This window comes from Nocardiopsis endophytica, assembly GCF_027706725.1.
GTDB classification, from domain to species: domain Bacteria; phylum Actinomycetota; class Actinomycetes; order Streptosporangiales; family Streptosporangiaceae; genus Nocardiopsis_A; species Nocardiopsis_A endophytica.
Window position 1 is genome coordinate 1 of sequence record NZ_JAQFWQ010000150.1, and the last position, 14,959, is coordinate 14,959.

The 14,959-nt window shown below is 74.7% G+C and carries 16 protein-coding genes; 5 read left to right on the plus strand and 11 right to left on the minus strand.

Annotation, left to right across the window (positions count from 1 at the left end; translation table 11 throughout):
• Positions 1-218, plus strand: a 218-nt coding sequence (locus tag O4J56_RS29770) for a hypothetical protein (RefSeq protein WP_270690407.1), incomplete at its 5' end; no start/stop codon positions are given.
• Between the two features lie 445 nt (positions 219-663).
• Here O4J56_RS29770 and O4J56_RS29775 read toward each other — a convergent pair.
• Positions 664-948: a putative quinol monooxygenase gene (locus tag O4J56_RS29775; protein ID WP_270690409.1), complete on the minus strand. Its 285-nt coding sequence runs from the start codon at positions 946-948 to the stop codon at positions 664-666.
• Between the two features lie 259 nt (positions 949-1,207).
• Here O4J56_RS29775 and O4J56_RS29780 point away from each other — a divergent pair, with 259 nt between their 5' ends.
• The gene (locus O4J56_RS29780) at positions 1,208-1,948 is read left to right on the plus strand and encodes a (2Fe-2S)-binding protein (protein WP_270690411.1); all 741 of its coding nucleotides are present in this window, start codon (positions 1,208-1,210) and stop codon (positions 1,946-1,948) included.
• Between the two features lie 211 nt (positions 1,949-2,159).
• Here the strand turns inward: O4J56_RS29780 and O4J56_RS29785 are convergent, their stop codons facing one another.
• Genes O4J56_RS29785 through O4J56_RS29795 form a run of 3 tightly spaced genes read right to left on the minus strand, consistent with a single transcriptional unit; the run spans position 2,160 to position 5,289 of the window.
• On the minus strand, positions 2,160-3,068 hold the full coding sequence (locus tag O4J56_RS29785; RefSeq protein WP_270690412.1) for a carbohydrate ABC transporter permease: 909 nt from the start codon (positions 3,066-3,068) through the stop codon (positions 2,160-2,162).
• Positions 3,065-4,018: a carbohydrate ABC transporter permease gene (locus O4J56_RS29790; protein ID WP_270690414.1), complete on the minus strand. Its 954-nt coding sequence runs from the start codon at positions 4,016-4,018 to the stop codon at positions 3,065-3,067. Before O4J56_RS29790 ends, O4J56_RS29785 begins: the two co-directional genes overlap by 4 nt.
• Positions 4,015-5,289, minus strand: coding sequence for an ABC transporter substrate-binding protein (locus tag O4J56_RS29795; RefSeq protein WP_270690415.1), 1,275 nt, complete (start codon positions 5,287-5,289; stop codon positions 4,015-4,017). Before O4J56_RS29795 ends, O4J56_RS29790 begins: the two co-directional genes overlap by 4 nt.
• 235 nt (positions 5,290-5,524) lie before the next feature.
• Between O4J56_RS29795 and O4J56_RS29800 the strand changes: the two genes are divergently transcribed.
• The gene (locus O4J56_RS29800) at positions 5,525-5,800 is read left to right on the plus strand and encodes a MerR family transcriptional regulator (protein ID WP_270690417.1); all 276 of its coding nucleotides are present in this window, start codon (positions 5,525-5,527) and stop codon (positions 5,798-5,800) included.
• 17 nt (positions 5,801-5,817) lie between these two features.
• Here the strand turns inward: O4J56_RS29800 and O4J56_RS29805 are convergent, their stop codons facing one another.
• The 4 genes from O4J56_RS29805 to O4J56_RS29820 form a co-directional block, all read right to left on the minus strand.
• Entirely contained in the window at positions 5,818-6,204 is a 387-nt protein-coding gene (locus tag O4J56_RS29805) for a VOC family protein (protein ID WP_270690419.1), read from the minus strand.
• A gap of 62 nt (positions 6,205-6,266) precedes the next feature.
• Positions 6,267-6,512, minus strand: a complete 246-nt coding sequence (locus O4J56_RS29810; protein ID WP_270690421.1) for a hypothetical protein — start codon at positions 6,510-6,512, stop codon at positions 6,267-6,269.
• 91 nt (positions 6,513-6,603) lie between these two features.
• Entirely contained in the window at positions 6,604-6,804 is a 201-nt protein-coding gene (locus tag O4J56_RS29815; protein ID WP_270690424.1) for a hypothetical protein, read from the minus strand.
• A gap of 168 nt (positions 6,805-6,972) precedes the next feature.
• Positions 6,973-7,485: a GNAT family N-acetyltransferase gene (locus tag O4J56_RS29820; protein ID WP_270690426.1), complete on the minus strand. Its 513-nt coding sequence runs from the start codon at positions 7,483-7,485 to the stop codon at positions 6,973-6,975.
• Positions 7,486-7,667: 182 nt separating this feature from the next.
• Between O4J56_RS29820 and O4J56_RS29825 the strand changes: the two genes are divergently transcribed.
• On the plus strand, positions 7,668-8,078 hold the full coding sequence (locus O4J56_RS29825; protein WP_270690427.1) for a DUF6463 family protein: 411 nt from the start codon (positions 7,668-7,670) through the stop codon (positions 8,076-8,078).
• Between the two features lie 92 nt (positions 8,079-8,170).
• Here the strand turns inward: O4J56_RS29825 and O4J56_RS29830 are convergent, their stop codons facing one another.
• The 3 genes from O4J56_RS29830 to O4J56_RS29840 form a co-directional block, all read right to left on the minus strand.
• Positions 8,171-8,860, minus strand: a complete 690-nt coding sequence (locus O4J56_RS29830; RefSeq protein WP_270690428.1) for a metal-dependent transcriptional regulator — start codon at positions 8,858-8,860, stop codon at positions 8,171-8,173.
• 102 nt (positions 8,861-8,962) lie between these two features.
• Positions 8,963-9,652, minus strand: a complete 690-nt coding sequence (locus tag O4J56_RS29835) for a DUF998 domain-containing protein (RefSeq protein ID WP_270690429.1) — start codon at positions 9,650-9,652, stop codon at positions 8,963-8,965.
• Between the two features lie 98 nt (positions 9,653-9,750).
• Positions 9,751-10,371, minus strand: coding sequence for a DUF421 domain-containing protein (locus O4J56_RS29840; RefSeq protein ID WP_270690431.1), 621 nt, complete (start codon positions 10,369-10,371; stop codon positions 9,751-9,753).
• A 475-nt stretch (positions 10,372-10,846) separates the two neighbouring features.
• Between O4J56_RS29840 and O4J56_RS29845 the strand changes: the two genes are divergently transcribed.
• Entirely contained in the window at positions 10,847-14,239 is a 3,393-nt protein-coding gene (locus O4J56_RS29845; RefSeq protein WP_270690432.1) for a DNA polymerase III subunit alpha, read from the plus strand.
• Positions 14,240-14,959: the final 720 nt, after the last annotated feature.

The following is a 14,959-nucleotide window of genomic DNA, read 5'->3' on the forward strand; positions in this document are numbered from 1 at the left end:
ACCCCGAGTTCCCCGAGATCATCGCGGAGGGGGCCTCCCGGGCGGCGCATACCGGACATATCGGGCGGCGGGAGAGGGGTTCGGGCATCCTGTGTCGTGAAATCGACGCTTTTTGGCGGATCAGGCGTCGATTTCACCACCCGATCCGCCCCCGCGCCCCCTCGCCCGCCCCCTCGGCGATGATCTCGACAGGAGTGCTGCCAAAACCGCCGGAATGACAGCACTCCTGTCGAGATCATCGGCGGGCAGGGGCGCACCGGGCGGGTGGCCGCCGCGAGCGCGGCGGCCATGCGCCCACCCGGTCGCGCCGCCCTCCCGGACCGCGAGGAGCCTGCCGGACGGCAGACGGGGCCGGGGACCCGCCCCGCTCACTCCGTCGCCGCCCAACACGGCGACCGCCCGCACGCCCGCCGCCCGACAGCGCTGCCGGACGGGCCGCCCGCCTTCGTTGTCGCCGCCCTCTTCCCCGCACCCCGGCGGCCCGCCGCCCGGGCGGGGCCCGCGAGCGGGGGACCTGCCCACCCGGACCGCCAGCGGCCCGCCGGACGGCAGACAGGATCAGGGAACTGCCCGCCTGCCGCCGTCGCCGGCTGCTTCAGCGACCACACATACGCCAAGTGGGTCAACGCGCCGCAGCAAGGGCCCTCCGCCGTGGAGAAACGCTCAGGGGGCCTCCACCCCCGATACGCGGTACTTGTACACGCTGGCGCTGTGGATCCGCGACGCCTGGTCCTCGAACACGCCCTCGGCGCGGAACGTGGCCAGGTGGGCGTCGGACTCCCAGCGCTCGTAGATGTCGATGCGCTCGGGGTCCACCAGGTCGGCGCTCAGCGAGAAGTCCAGGCACCCCTCGGCCTTGCGAGCCTGCTCCACGATGTCGGCACAACCGCGCAGATAGTCCTCCCTGTCCTCGGGGTCCACCGTGATGTGTCCGGCGATGATGAGCATGGTGCCTCCCGTGTCGGCGCTGCGCCGCCCTGCCGGTCGCAGGGCGTCCAGGGATAGGACTCGGCGGGCCGCGTGTGCTCATCGGTGCCCGGCCCGTCGGTGCTCTGCCCGGCCCGTTTGCGCTCCGCCCAGCCGGTCTGCGCCCTGCCCGGCCCGGCGGCGGTGCCGCAGGGCGCGGGGAGGGGCGAGGCGCCGTCGGGACTTCGATCTAGGCTGGCCTGGCCGGGCGGGCGCCCGGGGAGCGACGACGGGAGGGGCGATGGCCGTGGCCGCCGGACAGGGGCAGTCGGGGCTGGACCGTGCGCTGGACGAGGCGGCGCGCATCAACGCCTTCTTCGCGGTCGAGCGCTCCCCCGCCGCACGCGTGCGGCCCATGGAGGACCTGTGGTCCGACGGCGTGTTCCTGTCCGCCCGCATCGACGCGGTCCGCGAACGCCTGGCCTCGCGCGCCGGGCGGCCGCTCGGCGACGTCGAACCGCGCGTGGCCGCCTCGATCTTCTTCCAGGGCATCGCCTCGCGACTGCTCTCGCCCGCCGCGGCCGCGGTGCTCATCGGCGGCGTGCTGCCCGACCGCCGGGCCCTCGGCTGGCAGGCCGACGATTCCACCCTGGCCCTGGCGCGCAGCGGGGCGCCCGGGGTGCGGGTCGGCCCCGGGGACGAGGCCGCCGAAGCCATGGCCGGATACGTGCTGGAGGGCATGCTCGCACCGCTGCTGGAGGCCGTGCGCGGCCGGGTCAAGGTGGCGCCGCGCCTGATGTGGGGCAACGCCGCCTCCTCCCTCGCGGGCACGGTGGCCGCCCTGGCCGCCGCCCGCCCCGGGCTGGCCGGCCCGGCCGTCCGGCTCGGCGAGGCGCTGATGGACCGCCCGCCATTGCACGGCCTGGGCGGGCCCGCCCCCGGGGGCACGCTGGCCGACGCGTTCGTCCGCCGGACCTGCTGCCTGTACTACCGCATCCCCGGCTGCGGGAAGTGCGGTGACTGCGCCCTGCTCGAGAGGTGAGCGGCCCGAGAGGTGACCGGCGGCCCCGGGGCGGGATGCGTGCGGCCCGGTTCCGCGACGGCGGACGCCCGTGGCGTCCCCGGCCCAGCGCGGGGCGCAGGCACGGCGCGCTGGGCCCCGCGGGAACGCTGGAACCCGCGGGCGCGGTGCGGCCCGCCGGGCGCCGTCGCCGGCGGCGCCGTCTCCCGCACCGCGGCACCCGGCCCGGTCATCACCCCTTCAGCGCCCCGGCCATCAGGCCGCGCATGAAGTAGCGGCCCAGCACCAGGTAGATCACCAGCGTCGGCAGCGACGCCAGCACCGCCGCGGCCATCTGCTGGTTGTAGGGCACCACCATCGAGCCGGCCACGTTGTTCAGCTGCACCGTCACCGGCCAGCTCCCCGGGCCCGTCAGGAACACCGCGAACAGGAAGTCGTTCCACGCCGAGGTGACCTGCCAGATCAGCGCCACCGCGAACGCCGGGGCCGACACCGGCAGCACCACGTGGGCGTAGGTCCGCAGCAGCCCGGCGCCGTCCACCCGCGCCGCCTCGATCAGGGTCTGCGGCAGCGAGGCGTAGTAGTTCCGGAAGATCAGCGTGCAGATCGGGATGCCGTAGACGGTGTGCGCCAGGATCAGCGGGAACAGCCCGCCCATCAGCCCGGCCCCCACCAGCATCTGCTGCAGCGGGATCATCACCGCCTGGTAGGGGATGAACATCCCGAACAGGAACAGCGTGAACACGGTGTCGGCGCCCGGGAAGCGCCACTTGGACAGCACGTACCCGTTCAGCGACCCCAGCAGCGCCGCGGCCGCCGCGCTGGGCACCACCAGCTTGACGCTGTTCCACAGCCCCGCCCCCAGCGCGTCCCAGGCCGCCGACCACCCCTCCAGGCTCCAGGTCTGCGGCGGCAGCCACGCCCTCCCCGCACCGGCCTCGGCGAAGGGCTTGAAGCCGGTGACCACCAGCACGTACAGCGGCAGCAGGAACACCACGGCCAGCAGCACCAGCACGGTGAACCGCGCCGCCGGGCCGACGCGGCCGCCGCCCGGCGCGCGTCCGGCCCCGCCCCGCTCGCCCGCACGGCGCCCGGCCTGGGACACCGTCCCGGCCCCGCTCGCGGCCTCCGCACCGCTCATCGGCCCTCGCTCCGTTCCCTGCGCACGGTCCACACCAGGTAGGGCAGCACCAGCGCGGCCACCGCCAGCAGCATGTAGGCGGCGATCGCCGCGCCCTTGGCCGGGTCGCGCACCTCGAAGACGGTCGTCCACATGTACACCGCCGGCACGTCGGCCACGATCTGCTGGCCCGCGATCGCGATGACCAGGTCGAACACCTTCAGCGACATGTGCCCCAGGATGATCACCGCGGTCAGGGTGACCGGCCGCAGCTGCGGCAGCACCACGTGCCGGTACACGCCCCACTCCGAGGCGCCGTCCACCCGCGCCGCCTCGCGCAGCTCCTCGGGCACCCCGCGGAACCCGGCCAGGTAGAGCGCCATGATGTAGCCGGACAGCTGCCAGACGGCGGGCAGCGCCATGGCCGCCATCCCCAGGTTCGGCGCGGTCCACCACTCGTTGACCAGGAAGTCCAGCCCGAAGTGGACGAACAGGGCGTTGAGGCCGGTGGCGCGCTCGGCCGGGGCCGGGTTCATCAGCCAGCGCCACACCACGCCGGTCGCGATGAACGACACCGCCATCGGCGCCAGGAACAGCGTCCGGAAGACCGCCTCGCCCGCGATCCCCTTCTCGAGCAGCAGGCCCAGCAGCCAGCCCAGCACCAGCGCGCCGCCGACGAACACCACGGTGAACACGGCCGCGTTGGCCACCGCCCCGGGCCACCGGGCCTCCTGCCACAGCGCGGCCATGTTCTCCAGGCCGACGAAGGCGGCATCGTCGATGGGCTTGTGCTTGTCGCTGAGGGCCAGGCGGGCGTTCCACCCGATCATCCCGTAGACGAACACGGCGATCAGCAGGATGGACGGGGAGATCAGCAGCAGGCCCGGCAGCCAGGCGCGCACGCGGGCGCGCCCGGCCGGGCGGCGGCGCCGGGCGGGTGCGCCCGCCCGGCCGGGGGTGCGCGCGCTCATTCGTCCTGCGCGGCCTGGGAGGCCTCGTCCAGGGCGTCCTGGAGCGCTTCGGTGTCGCCGTCCTGCAGGTACAGGCCCACAGCCGTGTCGATGGAGTCCTTCCACCGGTTGTCGGCGGCCACGCCGTGCCAGAAGGACCCGGCCAGCTCGGGGCCGGACTGCCACTCCTCCAGGGCCTCGGACAGGTAGGGGCTGTCGGCGTACTGCTCGGGGTCGGCGTCCTCGCGGGCGGGGATGGAGCCCTTGAGGGGGTTGAACGCGTCCTGGCCGTCCTTGCTCGCGGCCAGCTCCAGCCAGGCGGTGGCGCCCTCGGGGTTGGGGGCGCCCACCGGCAGGGTGAAGCTGTCGGACAACCACAGGTAGGTGCCCTCGGTGCCGGGCGAGGGGGCCCAGTCGTAGTCCTCCCCGGCGGTCATGCCCAGCTCGTCGAAGTACCCGGCGGCCCAGTCGCCCATGACGGTGAAGGCGGCCTCGCCCTCGGCGACGCGCTGGGAGGCCTCCTGCCAGTCCTCGGAGGCCGACTCCTCCTGGGTGTGCTCGAGGACGGCGTCGAAGTCGGCCAGGGCGTCGGCGACCCCGGGGGTGCCCCAGTCGGCGCCGGGCTCCCACAGCGCGTTGTAGCCCTCGGTGCCCAGGGAGCCGAGCAGGACGCTCTCCAGCAGGTGGTCGACGGTCCACTGGGCGCCCACGGCCATGGGGATCGCGTCGGTCTCCTCCTCGACGGCCTCCAGGTCGGCGATGAGGTCGTCGAGGGTCTGCGGGGGCTCCTCGATCCCGGCCTCCTCCAGCACCGAGGGGTTGTACCACAGGACGTTGGAGCGGTGGATGTTGACGGGCACCGAGTAGACGCTGCCGTCGTAGCTGATCTGTTCGAGGAGCTGGTCGGGCATGGCCTCGCGCAGGCCGTGCTCGTCGTAGAAGTCGTCGAGGGGTTCGAGGTACCCGGCCTCGATGTAGTCCTGGAGCTCGGCCCCGGCGTGGCCCTGGAAGGAGTCGGGCGGGTCCTGGCTCTGCAGCCGCCCCTCCAGCACGGCCTGGGCGTTGGTGCCCGACCCGCCGGCCACGGCGGCGTTGACGAACTCGGTGCCGGGGTGCTGCTCCTCGTACATCTCGATGAGGGCGTTGAGGCCGGCCTCCTCGCCGCCGCCGGTCCACCAGGAGAAGACCTCGACCTGGGAGGCGTCCCCGCCGCCTCCTCCCCCGCCGCAACCGGAGGCCGCCAGGCCCACCGCCAGGGCCGCCGCGGGGGCCGTCGTCCAGCGTCTGCGCATGCCGCTCCCTCCCCGGGCGGCGCCCCCCCCGGCACCGAACCGCCCCGGAAAATGTGCCGTGGATCACTGCGATGCGTCCGCAATCCATTCACCCGCGGGGTCGGTTGTCAATAGTCCAGGTTTGAACCTCACGCGGCGTGAGGACTTAGTTTCGTCGCCACGGCGCCGCGAAGGGGCGCCTGCCGGCGCTCCGGATGCGGGCACCGGCGGACACGGGATTGGAGGCGGCGCGGGCATGGACGGGGCGGAGCGCACGTGGAAGGTGGGCGAGTTGGCCCGGTCGACCGGGCTGACGGTGCGCGCGCTGCACCACTACGACGCCGTCGGACTGGTGCGGCCCTCGGCGCGCACCGCCTCCGGGCACCGGCTCTACACCGGGGCGGACGTGCGGCTGCTCTACCGCGCGCTGGCCCTGCGCGACCTGGGGCTGCCCCTGGACGAGGTGCGCTCGGTGCTCGAAGGGGGCGGGCCGGGCACGCCCCGGCCCCACGGGATCGGTCGTCGCCTGTGATGGGACGGGCTCGGCGATCAGGGGCGTCGGCCCGCCAGGACGCAGAACTCGTTCTCCTCCGGGTCGAGCAGGACCACCCAGCTGTCGTCCGTGCCCTGGCCAACGTCGGTGCGTCGCGCGCCGAGGCCGGTCAGGCGTTCGACCTCCGCGTCCTGGTCCCGGTCGGAGGGGCTGACGTCGATGTGGAGCCGGTTCTTGACGGTCTTGCCCTCGGGGACCTGCGCGAACGTGATCACCGGCGGCACCGGGCCCGGGGTCTGCCCGTCGGGCACGGCCTGCGGTCCGATCATGACGACGCCCTCGTGCTTGTCGAGCACCCGGTAGTCCAGGACGGCGCACCAGAAGCCGGCGAGCCGGTCGGGGTCGGCGCAGTCGACGGCGAGCTCGGTGAACCTGCTGGTCATGCCAGGGGCCTTCCCAGTCGGAGACGGAACCGGGAGGCCGGAGCGACCCAGGCCTGCCGGTATCAGGAGTCGCCGAACACTACCTCGACAGAGTCGACCAGAGCGGCGTGCTGGAGCCAGGAGTTGAGCGTGTCGCGGTCGGTGCAGGAGGCGATCCGATCGCGGGCCGAGTCGGAGACCTCGATCCCCCGGCTCTCCAGCACGGTCACGACAGCCTGGGCCAACGTCTTGAGCTCGCCCTGGGCTTCGCCGTCCGCGAAGCTGCGGCGGAAGAGCTTGGTCCTGTACTCGTATGTGCCCGTGCCCATGATCTCCTCCAGATACTCACGCGCCTCGCGCGGCAGCGCCGCGAGCACGTAAGCAGCGCAGCCGGGCCCGCAGGTTGGCGACGTAAACGGGTCAGCTGTACTCCTTATTGCCGTCCTTTTTGAGTTGGTTCTCGACGATGATCGCCATTTTCGGCACATCGTCGTCCTCGCAGACCACGGCGGAGTCGATCCGGTACTTCACCGCCGCGGTCGTCGTCGCATCACCCGATTCGCACCGCACGCGGCCGAATTCCGGTACCGGCACCCGCTGGGCGGATTCGAGCAGTTCCACGGCCGCTTCGGGGTGGTGCCGGATGATGTCGAGGGGGGAACTCGTGTTCGAGTGAGGGCATGCGGAGAAATTACAAGGCGGCGCAGGGGCCGTTCACAGAAAAGAGGAAAATCGCCGATCCCTCCGGGAATGCACCCCTGTGCCGCCTTCTTCCTCAAGGCCGGGGAGTCAACGCACCAGTTCCTCGGCCAGCAGGTCCATCAGCAGGCCGTCGTGGAAGGTTCCGTCGGCGCCGCGCTCGTAGCGGCGCATCACGCCCACCGGGCGGAACCCGGCCTTGATGTAGCTGCGGATCGCCGCGGTGTTGTCGGCCGCCGGGTCGATGGTCAGGCGGTGGTGGCCCTCCTCGTCGACCAGGTGGGCGGCCAGCGTGCGCACCGCGTCGGTGCCCAGCCCCTTCCCGTGCACCGCCGGGTCCAGGTAGATGTCCATCCCGGCGTGCCGGTACTCGGGGTCCTCCTCGGCCCACCACTGGATCGCGCCGATGGTGCGGCCCTCGTGCTCGACGGCCAGCGTGCGCGATCCGGGGTCGGCCAGCTCCTGGGAGACCTCGGCGTCCAGGTCCTCGCCCGCGCGCCACCAGGACTGCACCTCGGGGGTGCGGCGGATGGCGGCCAGTGCGGGGACGTCGTCGTCGGTGGCGGGTCGCAGGGTCACGTGGGCACCATGCAGCACGGTCATGATCACCAAATCTATAAGGGCCCAGGCGCGCGGGCCAGGGCCGGGCCGTCCCTCACGCCCTCACCGGGGCCGTCCCCGCGCGCCGGCCGCGGCCGGGCCCCGGACACGTTCCCCCGCGCGGGGCGCCCTCTCCCCCGCACGGGGGATCACCGGGCCGGGTGCCGGGCGCCAGGCTGGTCCCCATGAGCACTTCAGCCCGACTCACCGTCGCCGGGGGATGGAGCATGGCGGCCATCGCCCTGCTGCACACCCTGTTCTTCCTGCCCAACCCCCACTGGGCGGGCTGGTTCTCGGGCGAGCTGTGGAGCCGGGAGGCCTCCGCCGAATCGGTGTCGGTCTTCTGGGCGCTGCCGGGGAGCTTCGTGGTCGCCCTGGCCGTGCTCGGCCTCCTCGTGGCCAGGACGGGGCGCCGCGGCGACGCGGTGCCGGCCTACGTGGGCTGGGCGATCGGCCTGTGGGGACTGGGGTGCGCGGCGATCGCCGGGCCCAGCGGGTTCCTGCTGGCACTGATTCCGGCCGGGCTGCTCATCGGGGCCGGCGTGGCGCGGCGCTCGGGCGAGCGGCGCCGGGCCGCGGAGGCCTCCCACACCTAGCGGGCGCCCTGGCCGCCCCGCACGGGGGTGTGCGGTCCGCCCTTCCCGCCGGGAGGGCGGACCGCACCCGTGCCCAAGGCGGCCCGTCGGCCTCAGTCGGGGGCGATCCACAGCGCCTCGGCGGCCACCAGCCCCAGCGAGCGCTCCTCGGCGCCGTCGCCCGCGCCGATGCGCACGATGAGCGAGCCGCCGTAGGGCTGGCGCTCGACGACCTCCACGCGCATGCCGATGCCGATGTCCTGCTCGGCCAGGTAGCGCAGCAGCTCGGGGTCGGAGTCGTTGACCCGGACGATGGTGCCCACCGCGCCGGCCTCGGCGTCCGACAGCAGGCCGGTGGCGCGGTTGACCACCCGCCCGTCGCGGGTGGGGATGGGGTCGCCGTGCGGGTCGGCCACCGGGTCGCCCAGGTGGGCGGCGATGCGCTCGACGAACTTGTCGGAGACGGCGTGCTCCAGCTCCTCGGCCTCGTCGTGCACCTCGTCCCAGGAGTAGCCCAGCGCCTCCACCAGGTAGGTCTCCAGCAGGCGGTGGCGGCGCAGCACCGCCAGGGCCGCCTTGGTGCCGGTCTCGGTCAGGCGCACCGACCCGTACCGGCGGTGGTCGACCAGGCCCAGGTCGCCGAGCTTGCGCAGCATGCCCGACACCGAGGAGTTGGACACCGACAGCCGCTCGGCCATCGCCGAGATGGTGACCGGGCCGCTCCCCCTCTCCTGCAGGTCGTAGATGACCTTCACGTAGTCCTCGACCGAGGTGGACGGCCGCTCCGACGGTGCTGACTCCATGCCTCCAACGCTACCGTGAAACCCCCGTGTGCCCTGTTCGAGCGGCATCGGGGTGGGGACGGGGCCCGGCGGGGCCGGTCCGGAGGGAGCGGTCCGCCGGGGTCACTCCGGCGCGGCCTCCTCCCGGCGCTCCGCGGGCTCCGCGCGCAGCAGCACCAGCGCGACCACCGTGGTCCAGCCCAGCAGGACCGCGATGGTGGCGCGCTGGTAGAGGCCGGCCACGTCGACCACGGCGGGGTCCTGCTGGAACCCCGTGCTGGAGATCTGGAGCAGGACGATCCCCGCGACCGCGCTCAGCAGGGAGTAGGCGCCCAGCAGCGGGCGGCGCGCGCGCAGCGCCCACACGGCGAGCACCACGCAGGCGGCGGGGAGTCCGAGGAAGACCGGCAGCGCGGCGGCGTCGTGGACGGCCCCGATCGGCGTGTACTCGATGCTGTCGGGGGCGCCGGGCGGGTAGCCGCTGACCGGGTCGGTGACGAAGGCGCCGGAGCCGAGCAGGCCCACCCCCGCGGCGCCCACCAGCCAGGCGGCGGCGCGGGCGCGCCCGGCGAGCAGGGCCGAGCGGCGCATGCCCGCGGCCAGGGCGATCAGCAGGGCCCCGGCGACGAGGAAGTTCGCGATCTGGACCCAGCCGGCCCCGGTGAGCGCCAGGGAGCTGACCGGGTGCCGGAGCTGGTCGTAGTCGGGGCGCAGCGATCCGGCGACCGTGAACACCGCGACGAACAGCGGCCCGGCGAGCGCGCCGGCGGTCAGCAGCCGGCGCGTGAGGGCGTGCGCCCTGGGGGATGCCATGGTGGCGGCCCTCCTCTTCGGGGCCCAAGGCTCTCCGCCCGGCCCGTCGGCCTCACCGGGGCGGTGCGCGCCCGGCGGTGTGACCGTCGAACGAACCGCTAACGGCGGCCGTTCCCCCCGCCCTCCTCGCCTTCGCCGCCGCCGTGGCCGTGGCCGTTCCCGGCCCTCCCGCGCAGCAGTTCCTCGATGAGGGCGAGGCGCTCCTCCAGGGCGTCGATCTGGCCCGCCGTCGCCGCGCGCTTGCCGTGGCGCAGCTCGACCCGCAAGGTGCCCTGCGGCTCCAGCATGACGCGTTCGGCGTCGCCCACGTGCGACCCGCCGTCGCGCCGCACCACCTGTTCGACGTCGGCCTTGCGCACCCCCAGGCGCCGCATGGTCCGCCGGTCGTACTCGCCTTTGCGCACCAGCACGCTGGTCCGGCCCTCGAACAGGCGCCAGGCCCAGTACCACCGGTTGCGCGCGTGCACCATCACCCAGTCGCAGGCCATGAGCACCACCGCGCCGATGATGCCGCCGGTGACCGAGTAGTCCGGGCCGATGACGGCGTTCTGCACGACGTTGGACAGCAGCAGCACCACGACCAGGTCCATGGTGTTGAGCTGGGCGAGGTCGCGGCGTCCCACCAGGCGGAGCAGCAGGTAGATGGCCAGGTAGACGAGGACGGTCCGGACGGTCTTCTCGGCGAGGGTGAGGTCGGGGGCGAACATGTCCTGCCACACGGGGGTGCCCTTCCGTTCCGCCTGCTCGTGGGATGCGGGCTCTCTGCCCGCGCCCGGGCCCATGCTGCCCGGCGACGGGCCGCCCGGCCGGTCGGACGCGCCGTGGAGGGGCGCGCCCGCTCGTCGGGGCCCGCCGGTACGCCGGCGGCGCGCCGACCGGAACCGGTGCCGGTGGGATTCTCGGGACTCCTGAAACCCCTGCGGCTGCGGGCCTCCCGGTGCCCCGGCCCCGTGTTCCCCCCTTTCTCCCCAGGTCACAGGTGCATCGCGCGCACCGTCTGCGTTAGTATTCGTACAGAAGTTCGATTTCGGCCCGTCTTCCCCGTCGTGTGCCGGTCTGCGTGCTCTGGGCGGTTCGCCGTCCGGCGCCGCGCCGCACCCCTGGGCCGCGCGCCCGTCCCGGGCGCCGATCCGCGACGGGGAGGAACGCGATGCCGGTGGGGCCGCGGACGGGCCGGGCACCAGGGGCGCGCCCATGACCGCCGCCGCGCCCGCGCCCTTCGCCCACCTGGACGTGTCCTCCTCGGCCTCCATGCGCCACGGCACATCCCACCCCGCCGTACTGGCCGAGCGCGCCGCCGAGCTGGGCATGGACATGCTCGGGCTGACCGACCGCGACGGCGTGTACGGCGCCGTGGCCCACCTCAAGGCCTGCCGCGACGCCGGGATCCGCCCCGTCCTGGGGGTGAACCTGGCCGTGGCCGCCCCCGGCGGCGGCCGCCTCACCCTGCTGGCCCGCGGCGCCCGCGGCTGGGCCTCCCTGTGCCGCCTGGTCACCGACGCCCACGCCGCCGCCGGGGCCGACCCCGGTGCCGTGCCCGCCGTCTCCCCCGAGGCCCTCGCCGCCCGCTCCGAGGGCCTGGTGGCGCTGCTGGGCCCCGGATCCGATGTCGGCCTGGCCGCGGCCCGGGGCCACCGCGAGCGCGCCCGCCGCCTGCTGGAGCGCTGGCGCGCCGCCGCCGAGACCGCCGTGGAGGTCGTCGACCACCTGGGCCCGGGACAGCGCCGCCGCGCCGCCGCCCTGCTGTCCCTGGCGCGGGAGAGCCGCACCCTGGCCGTGCTCGGCAACGCCGTCCGCTACCCCCGCCCCCAGGACGCCGAGGTCGCCCAGGTCATCGACGAGGCGCGGCGGTGGCTGCCCGGCGGCGCGCCGCCGCAGGGCCCAGCCACCTCGCAGGCCTACCTCAAGGGCACCGAGGAGATGCTCCAGGTCGCCGAGCGGGTCTGCGGGCCCGACCCCGCCGAGGCCCGCCGCCTGCTCGCGCACACCCGCGCCCTGGCCGCCTCCTGCGCCCTGGACCCCGAGGCCGACCTGGGCCTGGGGCGGCCGCACATGCCCCGCGTCGCCGACGCCCGCGACCGGCTCTGGCGCGCCTGCGAGGCGGGCCTGGACCGGCGGGGCCTGCGCGGCGACGAGCGGGCCCGCTCCCGCCTGGCCTCCGAGCTGGAGGTCATCGAGAACAAGGGGTTCTCCGCCTACTTCCTGACCGTCGCCGACATCGCCGAGCGCATCCGCGCGCGCGGCATCCGCTGCTCCATCCGCGGCTCGGGCACCGGCAGCCTGGTCAACCACCTCATCGGCATCTCGGCGGTGGACCCCCTGGCCAACGGGCTGCTCATGGAGCGCTTCCTGTCGCCCGGCCGCAAGGGGCTGCCCGACATCGACCTGGACGTGGAGTCGGCCCGCCGCCTGGAGGCCTACGAGGCGGTGTTCGAGGGCTACCCCGACGCCGCCTGCGTGTCGATGATGGAGACCTACCGGGCCCGCAGCGCCATCCGGGACGCCGGCGCGGCCATGGGGCTGCCCCCGCACGAGGTGGACGTGCTGGCCAAGGCCTTCCCCCGGATCCGGGCCCGGCAGATCCGCCAGGCCTGTGAAGACCTGCCCGAGCTGCGCACGGGGCGGCTGGGCGAGCACCCGGCGCGGGCGCTGTTCCGCCTGGCCGAGCGGCTCGACGGGCTGCCCCGGCATGCGGCCATGCACCCCTGCGGCATCGTGGTGTCCGACGCCTCCCTGCGCGACCGGGCGCCGCTGCAGCCCAGCCGCACCGGCTTCGACATGGTCCAGTTCGACAAGGACGACGTGGAGGAGATGGGCCTGATCAAGCTCGACGTGATCGGGGTGCGGCTGCAGTCGGCCATGGCGCACGCCCTGGGTGAGATCGAGCGCACCGGCGGCGGGCGCGTCGACATCGACGAGGTGCCCGACGGCGACCCCGCCACCTACGCCATGATCGGCTCCTCGGCGACCCTGGGCTGCTTCCAGATCGAGTCGCCCGGGCAGCGGGAGCTGGTCGGCAAGCTCAGGCCCAAGGACATGGGCGACCTGATCATCGACATCTCGCTGTTCCGCCCCGGGCCGGTGGGCAGCGACATGGTCGCCCCGTTCCTGGCCGCCCGCCGCGAGGCCGCGTCCGGGGACCGCCCGCAGGGGCCCGACCTGGTCTCCCCTGTGCTGGCCGGTGTGCTGCGGGAGACCGGAGGGGTGGTCGTCTACCACGAGCAGGTGCTGATGATGCTGCACCTGATGACCGGGTGCGGGCTGGACCAGGCCGAGGTGATGCGCCGCCGCCTGGGCACCGAGGAGGGGCGCGAGCAGGTGCGGGGGCTGTTCACCCGGATGGCCCTGGAGTGCGGGCGGCCCGCCGGGGAGGTCGAGCGGGCCTGGGAGGTCCTGGCCTCGTTCGGGTCGTTCGGGTTCTGCAAGGCCCACGCCGCGGCGTTCGCCCTGCCCACCTACCAGTCGGCCTGGCTCAAGCGGCATCACCCGGCGGCCTTCTACGCCGGGATCCTCACCCACGACCCGGGCATGTACCCCAAGCGGGCGATCATCGACGACGCCCGGCGGTTCGGGGTGCCGGTGCTGGGGGTGGACGTCGACCGGTCGGGGCGCGAGTGGCGGGCCGAGCGCACCCCGGAGGGCCGGTGGGGGGTGCGGGCCTCGCTGGCCGACGTCAAGGGGATCTCCTCGGCCGAGGTCGACGCGGTCGTCGCCGGGGCGCCCTACGCCTCGCTGCGCGACTTCACGGCCCGGGCGGGCGTCTCGCGGGACGTGCTGGACCGGCTGATCGAGGTGGGGGCGCTGGACCGGGTGGGCGCCGGACCCGGCGGGGAGCGGGTCGGCCGCCGCGACCTGCTGCTGCGCGCCGGTGAGCTGGAGCGCGCGGGGCGGTCGGGGCCGGGCGGGGGCCAGCTGGGGCTGGCCGTGGAGCCGGGGGCGCGGGCGCGGGCGGCGGGGCTGCCGGAGATGACCCCGGCCGAGGAGGTGCAGGCCGAGCTGCGGGTGCTGGGCTACGACGCGAGCCGGCACCTGCTGGACTGCTACGCCGAGGTGCTGGCGGCCCTGGCGGCCCGGCACGGGGCGGTGCGCGCCCGCGACCTGGCCCGCGCGCGGCACGGGGAGCAGGTGCTGGTGCTGGGGGTGAAGGTGGCCACCCAGACCCCGGCGGTGCGGTCGGGCCAGCGGATCATCTTCACCACCCTGGACGACGCCACGGGGCTGGTGGACCTGACGTTCTTCGAGTCGGTGCAGGACCGGTGCGCGGCCACGGTGTTCGGGTCCTGGCTGCTGGCGGTGCGCGGCCGGGTGCGCAGGGCGGGCCCGGGCCTGCCGACGGTGAACGCGACCGAGGCCTTCGACCTGGAGGAGCTGACCCGCCTGTGGCACGAGGAGGGGCCCGAGGCGATGGACGCCCACCTGCGCCAGGGGCCGGACCGGGGCCGCCTGGCCGGAGTGGGCGGCCGCCGGGTGCGCTACGCGAGCGGGTTCACGCTGACCCCCTACGCCGAGATCGGCCCACCGGGCGGCGGCGCGGATTCGGCCCCCCGGAAGCTCTGGCACGCCAGCCCGGGGAGCACGGGCAGGTGAGCCCTCGCCGTCTTGGTCTTGGGGTCCTCCCTCCTTTGCAGGAGGCAGGAGGGGGGCCAGGTGACGGGGTCGGCGGCTCCCGCGGCAGCGCTGTCGGGTGGCGGGCGTGTGTGCGGTCGCCGGTGATGTGTGGGCGGTCGCCGGTGATGGCGGCGACGGCAGGAGCGGGGCGGTTCCCTGATCCTGCCCGCCGTCCGGCGGGCCGCTGGCGGTCCGGGGTGGGCAGGTGCCCCGCTCGCGGGCCCCGCCCGGGCGACGGGCTGCCAGGGTGAGAGAAAGAGGGCGGCAATGGCGACAGCCGGGTGGTTCCCCGGCCCCGTCTGCCGTCCGGCGGGCCGCTGGCGGTCCGGGGTGGGCAGGTCCCCCGCTCGCGGGCCCCGCCCGGGCGACGGGCTGCCGGGGTGCGGGGAAGAGGGCGGCGACGGCGAAGGCGGGCGGCCCATCCGGCAGCGCTGTCGGGCGGTGGGCGTGAGCGCGGTCGCCGTGTTGGGCGGCGACGGCGGCAGCCGGGCGGTTCCCTGATCCTGCCTGCCGGCCGGCGGGCCGTCGGCGGTCCGGGAGGGCGGCGCGGTGGGCAGGCTGCGCGGTCACCCGCGTTCGTGGCGGCCACCCGCCCGGTGCGCCCCTTCCTGGCGATGATCTCGACAAAGGTGCTGTCATTCCGGCGGTGGTTTCTACTGTTCAGTGCAACTTCTCGTAGGTGTGCTGACCGCTAGGAGC

Bases quoted from the DNA above. Each gene is read 5' to 3' on its own strand.
- O4J56_RS29775 (WP_270690409.1), bottom strand. From the start codon at position 948: ATGCTCATCATCGCCGGACACATCACGGTGGACCCCGAGGACAGGGAG.
- O4J56_RS29780 (WP_270690411.1), top strand. From the start codon at position 1,208: ATGGCCGTGGCCGCCGGACAGGGGCAGTCGGGGCTGGACCGTGCGCTG.
- O4J56_RS29785 (WP_270690412.1), bottom strand. From the start codon at position 3,068: ATGAGCGGTGCGGAGGCCGCGAGCGGGGCCGGGACGGTGTCCCAGGCC.
- O4J56_RS29790 (WP_270690414.1), bottom strand. From the start codon at position 4,018: ATGAGCGCGCGCACCCCCGGCCGGGCGGGCGCACCCGCCCGGCGCCGC.
- O4J56_RS29795 (WP_270690415.1), bottom strand. From the start codon at position 5,289: ATGCGCAGACGCTGGACGACGGCCCCCGCGGCGGCCCTGGCGGTGGGC.
- O4J56_RS29800 (WP_270690417.1), top strand. From the start codon at position 5,525: ATGGACGGGGCGGAGCGCACGTGGAAGGTGGGCGAGTTGGCCCGGTCG.
- O4J56_RS29805 (WP_270690419.1), bottom strand. From the start codon at position 6,204: ATGACCAGCAGGTTCACCGAGCTCGCCGTCGACTGCGCCGACCCCGAC.
- O4J56_RS29810 (WP_270690421.1), bottom strand. From the start codon at position 6,512: ATGGGCACGGGCACATACGAGTACAGGACCAAGCTCTTCCGCCGCAGC.
- O4J56_RS29820 (WP_270690426.1), bottom strand. From the start codon at position 7,485: ATGACCGTGCTGCATGGTGCCCACGTGACCCTGCGACCCGCCACCGAC.
- O4J56_RS29825 (WP_270690427.1), top strand. From the start codon at position 7,668: ATGAGCACTTCAGCCCGACTCACCGTCGCCGGGGGATGGAGCATGGCG.
- O4J56_RS29830 (WP_270690428.1), bottom strand. From the start codon at position 8,860: ATGGAGTCAGCACCGTCGGAGCGGCCGTCCACCTCGGTCGAGGACTAC.
- O4J56_RS29835 (WP_270690429.1), bottom strand. From the start codon at position 9,652: ATGGCATCCCCCAGGGCGCACGCCCTCACGCGCCGGCTGCTGACCGCC.
- O4J56_RS29845 (WP_270690432.1), top strand. From the start codon at position 10,847: ATGACCGCCGCCGCGCCCGCGCCCTTCGCCCACCTGGACGTGTCCTCC.